The organism is Bartonella sp. AA97HXZ, from assembly GCF_042196985.1.
In the GTDB taxonomy this organism is placed as follows: domain Bacteria; phylum Pseudomonadota; class Alphaproteobacteria; order Rhizobiales; family Rhizobiaceae; genus Bartonella.
In genome coordinates this window covers 32864-46045 of record NZ_JBHIRC010000002.1, presented here as the reverse complement: position 1 = coordinate 46045, position 13182 = coordinate 32864, and the positions used below count along the sequence as shown (strand labels likewise).

The following is a 13182-nucleotide window of genomic DNA, read 5'->3' as shown; positions in this document are numbered from 1 at the left end:
CTTATGGGAGATAGCTTTTCGATTCGAAATGAAATGGCTTTTGAAGCCACATTAAAAGCTTTAAGAAACCATGCCGCAAAGGATGGGGTCTATGATATTCGTCGGCATTTTGTAGAAGATGAACAGCGTTTTTCCCATTTTTCCCTCAGACTTGATGATCTTCTTTTCGATTTTTCAAAATGTGGTGTGACATTTAAAACATTGCAACTTCTAGATGATTTAGCGGTCGCAGCAGATGTGTTAGGCCGGCGTGATGCAATGTTTTCTGGTAAGGCGATTAATACAACTGAAAAACGCTCAGTTCTTCATATTGCATTACGTTTACCTGCTGATGAAATTTTCATGTTGGATGGTCATAATCTTATTCGCGATATTCAAGACGTCTTTGACGATATGGAAAGATTTTCTGAAAAGGTGCGTGATGGAAGCTATAAGGGAGGCAGTGGCGAGAGAATAAGTGATATTGTCAATATTGGTATTGGTGGTTCTGATCTTGGTCCTGCAATGGTCACGTATGCTTTAAAACCTTATCATGATGGTCCACAGTGTCATTTTGTTTCGAATGCTGACAGTGCCCATATTTCTGATACTCTCTCTATTTTGAATCCAGCAACAACGCTGTTTGTCATTGCTTCTAAAACTTTTACAACGGCTGAAACAATGGTCAATGCTCAAGTTGCACGTCAGTGGATTTGTTCACATTTAGGAGAAGAAGCCGTTTGTACGCATTTTGTTGCTGTTTCAAGTGCGCTTGATAAAGTGGCAGAATTTGGCATAGATTCCACAAGAGTTTTTAAATTTTGGAATTGGGTTGGAGGACGTTATTCAATTTGGTCAGCCATTGGACTTGTTGTTATGTTTGCAATAGGTGGTGGAAATTTTCGCCAATTTCTCAATGGTGCTTTGCAAATGGATCAACATTTTAAAACTATGCCTTTGCATAAAAATATTCCTATTCGTTTTGCTCTTTTAGGATTCTGGCATCGTGTTATTTGTGGTTATTCATCACGTTCGATCATTCCTTATGCACAGCGTTTAATACATTTTCCAGCTTATTTACAACAGCTTGATATGGAATCAAATGGTAAGCAAGTCTCGCTGGATGGAAAACCATTAAGTTTTTCAAGTGGTCCAATTGTTTGGGGGGATTCAGGAACAAATAGTCAACATGCTTTTTTTCAGCTTCTGCATCAAGGAACAGATATTATTCCTGTAGAATTTATTTTATTTATAAAAGGGCATGAGAAAAAATTACATTCTATGTATGAGATGTTGCTAGCAAACGGTTTAGCACAATCAAAAGCCTTGATGAAGGGGCGTAGTATTGAAGATGCTCGGCATATCTTGATAAAAAATGGAGTTGATGAGGGTGAAGCAGATCATTTAGCACGTCATAGAAGTTTTAAAGGAAACCGTCCCAGCATTACGCTGGTTCAAGATTCATTAACGCCTTTTGCACTCGGTCGTCTTATTGCGCTTTATGAACATCGCACTTTTGTTGAAGGGATTTTAATGAATATTAATTCATTTGATCAATGGGGTGTTGAACTTGGTAAAGAATTAGCAAACGAGTTACTACCAATTCTTCGTGGAGAAAGTAAAGCGGATAATCGCGATAGTTCAACATTAGGGTTGCTAGCACATATTCAAGCAAGACGTGCAAAATAAATATAATTTGACAGTAGGTTTTGTACTAACTAAGCAAAAGTAGAATGAGAGAGAAATATGAGATAATTCTTTAATTTTACTATGCTTTCTCTTGTTATCTGAACTAGATTTATGTAACAGAAAATCAAAAAAGTGCAAAAATTGTAAAAATGAGAATTTATTCGCAAAAACGATAAAGACCTTTGAAAGGTCTTTGAAGATCCTTTGAGAACCTCTTAAAAACTCTTTGAGAAAAAAATAAATTGGTACAAAACCTAGTGTCAAAATATACAAAACCCGCTGGCAAGCTACAGACAAGCTACAGGCAAGCTACGATTAAAGGCAGTTTTAATAATATCGCTTTATAAATTAATGGCGGAGAGAGAGGGATTTGAACCCCCGATAGAGTTGCCCCTATGCCGCATTTCGAGTGCGGTGCTTTCAACCACTCAGCCATCTCTCCATAATAAAGTGAAACAAAAATCGGCACTATTTGAGTGTATAAGGGGTAGATAACCTTCAATTGTTTTTGGTACAACCTTTTTTTCTTTTTTATGGGACTTTATTGACAGAGAATAGAAATTCCTTCATATATACAAAATATAAGCGTGGGGAAATCTGCGCATATTTGTGTTGAAGAAGGTTTTATCCTTCTTTGGGATCTATTACGACTGATAAAAAGCAGCCTATTTTCCCTTATTTCAAGGCAGAAATTAAATAAGAGCTGGAGTGAACGGAAGGATAAAAAATGTTCGCAGTCATTAAAACTGGTGGTAAGCAATACCGCATTGTTGCTAATCAAGTGGTAAAAGTTGAAAAAGTTAGTGGAAATGCGGGTGATGTGGTTGAATTCAATGACATATTAATGGTTGGGCAAGAAGGTAATGCGGTTATTGGTACCCCTGTCGTTGCTGATGCATTGGTGACAGCTGAGATTTTAGAACAGGCACGCGGGCGCAAGGTTATCGCATTTAAGAAGCGCCGTCGTCAAAATTCTAAACGCACGCGTGGCCATCGTCAAGAATTTACGAGGCTTCGTGTTTTAGAAATTTTAATGGGTGGTTCAAAACCTAAAAAAGTTGCTGCGAAACCTATAAAAGAAGAAGAAACTACACCAAAAGAAACAAAAGCTGCTGCTTCTGTTGAGAAGACGACTAAAAAAATGGTTGAAAAAAAGACTGCGTCGCAGAAGAAAGCATCTGTAGCATCAAAGAGTAAGAAAGATTAAAGGAGAGCGTCTATGGCACATAAAAAAGCTGGTGGTTCCTCGCGTAATGGTCGTGATTCAGAATCGAAACGTCTAGGCGTTAAAAAATTTGGTGGTGAAACCGTTATTGCCGGAAATATTATTATTCGCCAGCGTGGTACACGTTGGCATCCTGGAAACAATGTCGGCATTGGAAAAGACCATACGCTTTTTGCATTATCAAATGGAAAGGTTTCTTTTCAACGCAAAGCGGGTAATCGTTCCTATGTTTCAGTCATTCCTATGGTGGAGGCAGCAGAGTAATCTGTAACACTCTCTAGCCATCAACGGGATTTCATTGAATTGTAGTTGTGGTTTTATAAGTATTCAAAGGGAAAGATGAATCTCATCTTTCTCTTTTTGCGTTGGTACTATAATAAATGTAGAAGATAAAAAGGTAGAATCGGGGAAATGGCTTTTCTCAATGAGGGAAAAAGTTTGTGCGCTGTTATGTTAGTATTTAAGTACTGAACATATTGATATTATGATAGAGTTTGTTGATAAGTTTCTGTATAATAATCAGTGAGGAGAGACTTTCTTTTTATGTATGAAGAAGCGTCGAGTAATTTCTTATAAGAGAAGCAGTTTGTTTTCAGAAAATTATGAGAAATTTAATGAGAGCATTATTGATGTAATCATTTTGATAAAGATGGATCTTTTTATCGGCATTGTGGTATTGATGAGTTGTCATACTGTTTTTAGGTGGTAGTGTGGGTAGGTGGGGCTATTCATTTAAAAAGACATAGGGATAAAAAATCCATAAGAAGGTAGTCAAAACTACTTTGAAAGTGACGTGCATTAAGGAATTTTCGGTAAATCGAGAGTGAAATTATATTTTTAAGGAGTACGGTGTTTAAAGATATAAAAATAACCAACTTGCAATCAGCGCCCTTCAAGAATATTTTTTCTGATTTCACTATTATTGTGTATTGTTGAAAATAGACAAGCATAAGAGCTAGGGTTAAGGCAATAATTGCTTTTCATTTTTTACTTTATTTATCTTATTTGTAGAGTTTTTCTTGATTTTAGTAGTTGGTGATGGTGCTTGGGAGGGGATGTCGTACTTTGCAAATGTGCGACAGAGGGTATTGTGTATTTGCGATATTGATTGAAGTAAAGGTGTAGCTTAAAATATATAAATATTATATATCGAGAGTTTGATATCATAAGATGGGTAGCACGGAATTTTAAAGATGATAAGTTGCATGGAGCAATTTGTAATTATGTAATGAACTTATAAAGAGGGATAATAGGTTAAATAAACTTTGAGGAATCAATTAAAATATTAGCTGAAGTTACGGATGATTGGGAAGGATGCTTTCTTGTAGGGAGAATAGTGAAAAGTTATGTTGGATAACTTAGGATAATGAGAGCATTTTGAAAGCATAGTTTTTCAGGTGATTGGTGCTGTAAAAAACGGGGTTTTGTCTTTGTAAAGTAAAAGAGTAAGAGGCAGACTTGTTTATGATGGTTTTGAGCACTGAGGTGGATAATAATATCTAATTGTTTTATCGGTTATATTGAGGTATTTAAGCACCTCACTTAGCTATATTCTGTAAAATATAAAGAGAGCTGTGGTGGTATTTATAGCTTGTATTTTGGGAAATGCAGCTTTGAAAAGGAATGTATCAGAGATATTGGTGTTCAAATGTGAGGCAATTTGAATTCATGATGAGATATGAGAAAGCAGAAGCAATGAATGTAGATTTTACTGATGGTGAAATCTTGTCTATAAGATCTGTACAACTTGCAGCTGCTTTTGATCATAAAAATGATGCAATTTATGCTGCTGCTGAATTGCTTGTGCAGGTTGGTGCAGTTGATAAGTGTTATCTGGCAAGTATGCTTGCACGTGAAGAAACAACCAATACTTGGCTTGGAAATGGTATAGCCATTCCTCATGGTATGGCTGAAAATCGTGATTTAATTATCAAGGATGCTGTTGCTGTTATACAGGTGCCTGCTGGTGTTGAGTGGCAGGATGGCAAGAAAGCATATTTGGTTATTGCCATTGCAGCGTGTCCAGATCGCTATAGAGAAATTTGTAAAAAATTGACGTCTCTTTTATTTGATAAAAAACAGCTTGAAGTACTTGCAACAACTATGGACAAACAGCAAATTGTTACAACTTTGTTTGACCAAGAGATGAAGATAGAAAAAACTTTTATTGGTGACCTTTCGGTGTGTCAGGAATGGACTTTAGATTATCCAAGTGGTCTTCATGCACGACCAGCTTCTCTATGGGTTGATTTTGCGAAAAAGGCTCAAAACTCTATCAGAGTTCGCCATGGTCAATATACCGTTGAAATGAAAAATTTGGTTGGTTTATTGCAATTAGGAGCAAAAAACGGTGATGTTCTGATTTTTTCTACAGATGCTGCAGAAGGAGCACAACTTCTCAATGATGCCATTGCTATTGCAAAAAAAGTGAGTATTAGTGAAAAATGTCTGATGAGAGCAATGGAATCTCAAACAAAGGCTTTTCATGGTTGGTATCCACGCTCTATGCAAAAAGGCATTTCTGGTGTTGGAGCGAGTTCAGGATTAGCATTTGGTAAGATTTTTGTTTTAAGGCAAAATGATATTTCCATAATAGATCAGCCAATTGATTTTGCAGCTGGTGCAGCATGTCTTGAAAATGCTCTTACAAAAACAAAACATAAAATGGCATCTGTGATTTCTGATATTACAGTGCGTATGGGAGCAGATTCTGCTGCGATTTTTTCTGCGCAAATGGTTTTGCTTGAAGATGAAAATTTAATAGCTCAAGCTTGTCGTTTTATAGCGGAAGGTCATGGTGTCGCTTGGTCTTGGGATAGAGCGGTTCGTCAATTTTCAGATATGTTTTTTAAGGTAGATAATCCTTTGTTAGCAGCACGTGCTGTTAATTTAGTTGATGTTGGTCGACGTGTTTTAGGTGAAATCAATCCATCCTATAGATCGTTCTTTTTAAATGATATTCCACATGGTGTAATTCTGGTTACAAATGACCTTTCTCCTTCTGATGTAGCACAACTTGATTGTACAAGGGTAAAAGGATTAGCAACAGCATGGGGAGGTCCATTATCTCATACAGCTATTTTGGCGCGTACTCTTGGTATTCCAATGGTTGTTGCTGCAGGTGATGATATTTTAGCAATTCAGTCTGATATTCAGGCTATTATTGATGGCGATAACGGGTTTATTTACCTTAATCCTACGCTTGAAGACGTTGAAGATGCTCAAAGGCATATTGATACTGTTGCGCAAAAACGTGTCAGTGAAATAAATGCATGTAGATTACCAGCGCAAACGACAGATGGTCAAAGAATTCGTATCATGGCTAATGTCAATTACGCAAATCAGGTTCCTGTTGCGCTTGATTTAGGGGCTGAAGGTGTTGGACTCATGCGCACGGAATTTTTGTTTTTAGAGAATCCATATATTCCGGATGAAGAGCTACAATTTAATATATATCGGGCGATGATTACAGCTGTAGGAGATAAGCCATTAATTATTCGTGCACTTGATATTGGTGGAGATAAACAGGTTACGCATTTACATTTATCTAAAGAGGACAATCCTTTTTTAGGTGTTCGAGGAACGCGGCTTTTGTTACGTCGACGTGATCTTTTGGTGCCTCAATTACGTGCTTTATATCGAGCGGCAAAAGAGGGTGGAGATCTATGGATTGTGTTTCCGATGGTCATGTCTGTTTCAGAGATTGTCGCTATAAAAAAGATTGCAGAGGAAATCCGCAACGATGTTGATGCACCAAAATTAAAACTTGGTATTATGATCGAAGTTCCAGCAGCGGCCATTATGGCAGATGTATTAAGCGCCCATGTTGATTTTTTTTCAATTGGAACCAATGACCTAACACAGTATACAATGGCTGTTGATCGGCAAAATCCGTACCTTGTGTCTGAAGCTGATAGCCTTGATCCAGCAGTTTTGCGTATGATTTATCAGACTATACAGGGAGCTGCACAACATAAGTGTTGGGTGAGTGTATGTGGTGGTATGGCTGGAGATCCTTTTGGTGCAATGATTTTGACTGGATTGGGAATTAATGAGCTTTCTATGATATCTTGCGATATTTCTCCAGTAAAGGCGTGTTTACAGACTCATAGTTTTGAAGATATGAAAATTTTAGCACAAAAAGCATTACAATGTGAAACTGCACGAGCTGTACGTGCTCTAAGCAAGGATATAAGGTAATAAAGAACATTAAGGGGAAAGAACGAGCTCATTTTGCAGACTAATCAGATCTTTAGTGCTGTAAAACATTAATACAGTATATTAATTTATAATGGTAATTTATCGTTTTACATAATGAGAACCCTGAATATTGTAGGTTTTTTTCGTTTTAAATTTCTCTATATTTAATTAATAAAAATTACTCTTTTATACATTACAAGGAGGAGTAATGTATGGATAAAAACACTCTAAGAAAGAATAAATTCCTTTTATGCATTCTCTCAAATAGCAATAGATATTGTAACATTAGGCGACAAATAGCGTGATAGTACTTGGCTTTTACTTTTTATTTAAGGAAAGATGATGTTATCCAATAGATTTTATACCATTCATAGATACCGTATGAGGTAGATGTGGCAAGCTTTAAGAGATGTTTTTTTACAAACGTGTGGATGGGAAAGAAAATAGTATTTTTAGAGTATTCTGTTTTGTGATGAGACCATATCACGCTTAAAGAATGCGATAATCAAAAGTATAAAGTAATACGTAATTTTTTTAAATAATGGAGACTACTTTAGATATTTTGAAAACTGTAAAGCTGAATTTAAAAATATATGGTAAAAATGAAAACAGGTTTGCATTTTTATGATTTTGTATTTGATCAAAATGAGACTATTTTTTCATTTTAGAAAATAAAATATATTCATACATATTAAATTAAAAATGCAAAGTTTTTTTCTGAATTTTATTTTCTTTAGTATCAACTAAATATAGAAGTGTGAAATTGAATAGAGGATTTAGAATAGGGCTTATTATGTAATCCTATGAAAGAGAAAACTGATACCATCACACGATTTTACAGCTTTCAATGTTGCAAAAATTCGTGCTATTTAAGAAAATGCATAAGAGCCGCTTATCCTCTCTTAAAATGTTCTTCCCCCACATACCATCCCTTCCTATGACGTATAAGTAAGTGATTTTAATTATTTGGTTGTGTAAAACTATGGGCTGTATGCTAATTTTAAGAGAAGTATTTTTTTGTGAAGCAGAAAGTGCGTAAATGAGCATGAAAGTTTATAACTGGTGACAATCTTTTTATTCTCATTATTGTATTCTACAAACCTATCCACGAAAAAAGTTTTTTCTTAAAAAGAAGGGATGTGCTTGTTATTCAACAGATAAAAGCTCTTACTTTAATAAATGAATTTGTTTTTTGGGTTTTGAATGTATAGTTTAGACTTGCACGTTATTTCTTTCTGGGTATAGTGCGAACTTCTGGAGAGGTGGCCGAGTGGTTGAAGGCGCACGCCTGGAACGCGTGTATATGGGAAACCATATCGAGGGTTCGAATCCCTCTCTCTCCGCCATTAATTTAAAACGAACTTTCATATGCTTGATATGACATAGTTTAAAAAGCTCAGCATTTGCAGGATTTTTTATTGTTTGCAATTCACCAGTTCGCGTCGATCTATGCTTATCATTATGTACACCTAGAAATTGCTGTTGAATTTCCATGAATTTTATACTTTTTAAGCTCCTCTCCTCTCGATCTTAGATAACCTGATCTAGCATAAACGATCTCTTCAAATATCATTAAAGGATTTTTGCCATTATCACTAACTTCTGGTAGAGCTTTTAGAATTAATGGTGATCATAGTGCTATTTGCAATTTCGTTGATTAACGGGCTAAATGCGTTTTATCCACATGAGAGGTAACGAATACCTCAGCTTTTCTCACGCAATGTGTTTATTTAAAATTAATGTCATGAATATTTGTACAAAATTTTTATCTATACGATAATCAAAAAAAGGCTGACGTAATATAATAATTGAACATCATTCATGCGGCGCTTTCTTTTATCTCTAAGCTTTGTATGTAAATAGATAGTCCGTGCAAAATAAATAAAGGGGCGCAAAAGCCTATAAATACACACAGGACGTATAATATAGAAAATGAAAAAAATTTTCCTGCATATAAAAGCACAATAGAGAATAAAGCTGTTATGATGCGTACACTGGCATCGCCTGCCAAAATCACCTCGGCTAAATTTTCACTAGGTGTGATAGCTTGTCCAATTGTTATGCCCGATACCCTAAAATAAAATTGCCCAATACCTAATAAAAATCCCATAATATAAAGGGAATATTGAGTAAAATTTAAATATAAAACAAAAGAGATTGCGATCACGGCAAAAGCTGGTGCCCCCCATACAAAAAAACGAATTAAAGATGGAAATTTCCGTAAATAATAAGATGAGATAAGACCATTGATCACAAAACCCAGTGCTGACAAAGCAAAAATAGAATTTTGAATAGCTGTAAATTTTATATTATCTGATGTTATAGAAGCAAGAACAAGTGGCAATAAAACAATAGGCCCCGTATAGAGAGAATTATTCAAAATACGATTAATCGTTAAAAAACGCAACGCAGAAATCCGCCAAAGGCACCTGAACCCAACTCCATAAGCTTTTTGAGATGGCTTTTTTAATAGCTCTTTTGCTCTGTTTAGTTGTTGTATAGACTTTATACGAAACCATAAGCTGGCATTCAAAAGATAGATAAATACAATAAAGGCTATGGCTATTTTGTGCCCCAAATGCGCAATTATAAAATATATAAGCAATGGGGATATAATAACAAAAAACTGACAGCAACTAGTGTAAAATGCAAAAATTCCAGCTTTTTGTTTGGGAGCTGGAATCAGCTGATTCAAGGCACTATTGTTATTTGGGTTATCAGCCCCCATCAAGAGAGCAAGTAAAAAAAATACAAACAAAATAAGTACTGGATTGTTCATAAATAATAAGAAAGACAATAAACAAGCGCAAATAATTTGACTATAAAACCCAATTATAAAGCCTTGATAGTGCGCCAACACGTTTCCCAAACATAAGCCAGCAATTCCAATTGCGATTAAATTAACGACATTTAAAGTAGCAGACGCTTCTCCCGTTGTATCTTGGAATTGTAACAAAGAAAGGCCAATAGATAATACACCACTAGCACAAAAACTCGTCAAACAACCAATCATAATCATAAGAAAAACAGAATTACGCAATAGCCTCCTCCCTCTTAAACAGAGACTCAAGGCATTTTATGATTTTCTCCATTGTCGAATATGGTTCGGTACTAAATTCCAGTTTTTCATAAAAGTTTAGTTCAAATGCGTTATAGGCACTTATTTTTTGAAAGTCATCTGTCAGCATGAATTCTATACTTGGCAACCTTGTACCCATAGATTGAGACAAATAATAGGAAATTACTTTCCAATACATATAGGTACGCTCTCTTGCCAAATAATTTTCCAAGGCATATTTCAAGTGACAACCACTTAAAATATATTTCGGACAATGGTGTAACGGATAATAAATACAAATAGCACCGGCTTCATGTCCCAGACAAGAAGAAATATTAATATTTTTATCATTTCATAATATTATAAAAACGCTCAGTGAGCAGATCTTCCAAATTTAGTCTAGTCACAACAAGATTGGTTGCTAATTTTTGAGAAACATGAGACCAAGCCAATCTTACTACTAAAGTTCCAATAACCTTTAAGTCAGATTCTGGATAAGCTTTTTTTAAATTTTCCACCCATATGTCTCTGTGACATATAATAATTGGCTCATCTCGTCTGAATGAACAAGATGTAATTCTAAACCAATATTATCACAAAGTTTTGAGCTCTTGAATTCTCCGTATCCTAATCTGGTATTCTTAAATCATCATAGGAACTAAGAATTTTTAAGTATTCCAACTTTTATTAAACGTTGTAACAATCTATTAGAATCTCCCCTTCACTGACTTCGACAATTATTTTCTCACCACTACAAGAACAAAAAATTATCTTTGAATTTGCTTACTTTTAGAAAGAAAAATGAGCAATACTTTTCCTTAACTAAAAGAAACACGCTCTATACCTTTTTCTTTATGATTATCAAAAAACTATCCCGTTACAATTAACCATCAATTATTAGAATAATATTCTGCGTTTAGCCTAATAAACTGTTATAATCAATGTTTTTCTCTGTTCTAAAAATCAGTGCTTTTCATTCTAGAGATACTCGTAATTGCTGTAAAATCTTTCCTAAATAACACGATCATCCTGAGAAGTTTTATACATACACACTACATTATACGGAATGCTATGTATTTTTTAACTTACTCAACTAACAAACATCTTTTAATGGACAAAATAAATCACGAAATTTCTGTGCTGTCACAATTCGAAAAACAATCATATATCTCCTTCCAATGATAGACGATGTCATTAGAAGAAAGCTTTAATGATATTGGTAGAATAAATTAACCAGAAAAAATTGCAGCGCTGATGGAATAAATTCTATTTTATACCTTGTAATTCTATCTAAATTTTAATCATTTTTGTTAAAGGTTCTTATGCAATTTTTTCTACATTCAGCATCATTTTACCACTTGTTGGCAACAAAAGATTAATAGCTAAATTCACCTATGTCATAATAGTTCTTTTTTGGGTAAAATAGGACATCTTCAATTTCGATATATAAATATTTTAATTCTTTAATATATTCTCTTCACATGCTTTAGATTAACAACACAACAAAACCCAAAATAAAAATATTTATTTTAATTAAGTTATTGAATATTATTTAAAAAGTATGGAAATAAAGTGATGCAAGAGTTAAAAATTATTTAAAAATTCAAATCCATCTACATTTTAGAGCCATCACGCATGGTAATAGCAGTTTTCATTAGGTATACTAAATATGCTTGATAACTTTTCTGCTTCATGCTTGTAGGGAATTTCAGATAGAGATAATACCAGAATCCATTCGTGAATGCTCGACAATAAAGCTGTAAACAAAATTATTTCCTTTTTGTTTAATCCGTTAAGCTTGATCCATTTTTTTTCCTAAAGAATAACGTTCTATTTTGTACTGTAAAATGCGGTTTCTGAAAAGTTTCCACGTTGGTTTGGGTAGAGGACGTAAACTTCATAGCCTTATTTTCCGCAGAATCTATGGGCGCATTATGGGAGGCAGGAGTAAAAGAATAAAATCCTGTATGAGAAAGAATCCATTAAAGAGCGTGCGGTTACCCATCTCTAATATCTCCAATAGTGAGATTTTCTGTAGCAATTGCATATATGCATCCTACATCTGCCGCAATTGATTTGTGCCTTGTATTGGCAGGTAGATGTATAATATCTCCTGGTGTACAGGTTATATGTTTTTCGCTATAGAAAAAATCTAACTCACCCTCTATAATTAAGAGAGTTTCATCGACCTGGTGAATATGCCAATCGTGTATTTTTTTTGGAAAATCTTTTTGTATCTCTATTGATCCTTGCTCTGGAAGCATCATTTTGAATATATCATAGATATTTTTATTTAATTTAATTTTAGAAAATTTAGTCATTATCGTGCTCCATTATATGATATGGGCAAGGTGGGGATTCAATATTATTATCTTGCAGGAAGTATTGCGTCCATTCTCTATTTTGGGGTTCGCCATATTTTCCTAAAAAAGGAGATTTTGTGATAATATCAAAAGGTTCAGGCCTTTTTCCTACAATGAGAATACATTTTGTTCTGTAGAGAGAAGACTTAGAAAAAACACTTAAGCTGGAAAGTTAACATAAATATAGAACTTACTTAATTCTGTTTATATGAGACGGGATATTGCAAACTATAAACATAGGCTCGCCATGAAAGCAGAACTCCCATAAAGGATTGTCCATATTTTTTGGTATATGCTTAGGCCATTCTTGGTCATCAAGAGTTCGCAAATCTTTAAGTATAGACCAGAATTTTTCTCTATAAACTTCGATACTTTGTACGGGGGCAGGCTTCTCGAATGCAACAAAAGATGTGTTCTTTCCAAAACTTTTATAGTTATCGCAATAAGTTATCAGGTCTTCCATCATATTTTTTGCGGTCAATTTATTGTAGAACCCAAATCTAAGCATATTTTTTGAGTATCCATTTACACCGAATAGGCAGGGAAAAGGTCTAATTGTGTTATTCATGGTTGCATCGAATTCTTTAAAAACGACCTGCTTCCATTTTTCATATTTGTCTATATTTTCAATTATTTGCGCTGCTGAATCCATGTTTTCCTCCCAATTG

General features: G+C 34.6%; 7 protein-coding genes, 2 tRNA genes and 1 pseudogene. 5 read left to right on the top strand and 5 right to left on the bottom strand.

All coding sequences use genetic code 11. The features are described 5' to 3' along the window. Positions 1-3: 3 nt before the first annotated feature. A complete protein-coding gene (gene pgi / locus ACFINE_RS01640; RefSeq protein WP_375620830.1) occupies positions 4-1668 on the top strand; it encodes a glucose-6-phosphate isomerase in 1665 nt (554 codons plus the stop codon). Positions 1669-2020: 352 nt separating this feature from the next. Here pgi and ACFINE_RS01635 read toward each other — a convergent pair. Next, a tRNA-Ser gene (locus ACFINE_RS01635) sits at positions 2021-2110 on the bottom strand. Between the two features lie 285 nt (positions 2111-2395). Between ACFINE_RS01635 and rplU the strand changes: the two genes are divergently transcribed. From rplU to ACFINE_RS01615, 4 genes are all read left to right on the top strand, one after another. After that, positions 2396-2875: a 50S ribosomal protein L21 gene (gene rplU, locus ACFINE_RS01630; RefSeq protein ID WP_375620829.1), complete on the top strand. Its 480-nt coding sequence runs from the start codon at positions 2396-2398 to the stop codon at positions 2873-2875. A 12-nt stretch (positions 2876-2887) separates the two neighbouring features. Next, a complete protein-coding gene (gene rpmA / locus ACFINE_RS01625; protein WP_273723965.1) occupies positions 2888-3157 on the top strand; it encodes a 50S ribosomal protein L27 in 270 nt (89 codons plus the stop codon). A 1404-nt stretch (positions 3158-4561) separates the two neighbouring features. Then, positions 4562-7093 (top strand): phosphoenolpyruvate--protein phosphotransferase, encoded by a 2532-nt coding sequence (gene ptsP, locus ACFINE_RS01620; RefSeq protein WP_375620828.1) that lies wholly within the window; start codon positions 4562-4564, stop codon positions 7091-7093. A gap of 1256 nt (positions 7094-8349) precedes the next feature. After that, positions 8350-8439: transfer RNA gene (locus tag ACFINE_RS01615), tRNA-Ser, on the top strand. Between the two features lie 473 nt (positions 8440-8912). On the opposite strand, the gene ACFINE_RS01610 is transcribed toward ACFINE_RS01615, so the two are convergent. From ACFINE_RS01610 to ACFINE_RS01595, 4 genes and pseudogenes are all read right to left on the bottom strand, one after another. Next, entirely contained in the window at positions 8913-10133 is a 1221-nt protein-coding gene (locus tag ACFINE_RS01610; RefSeq protein WP_375620827.1) for an MFS transporter, read from the bottom strand. Positions 10134-10498: 365 nt separating this feature from the next. Next, a complete protein-coding gene (locus ACFINE_RS01605; RefSeq protein WP_375611449.1) occupies positions 10499-10669 on the bottom strand; it encodes a hypothetical protein in 171 nt (56 codons plus the stop codon). Between the two features lie 1479 nt (positions 10670-12148). Next, a complete protein-coding gene (locus ACFINE_RS01600) occupies positions 12149-12472 on the bottom strand; it encodes a cupin domain-containing protein (RefSeq protein WP_375620826.1) in 324 nt (107 codons plus the stop codon). After that, positions 12465-13082: pseudogene (locus tag ACFINE_RS01595) on the bottom strand (YqcI/YcgG family protein). Before ACFINE_RS01595 ends, ACFINE_RS01600 begins: the two are co-directional and overlap by 8 nt. Between the last annotated feature and the right edge of the window lie 100 nt (positions 13083-13182).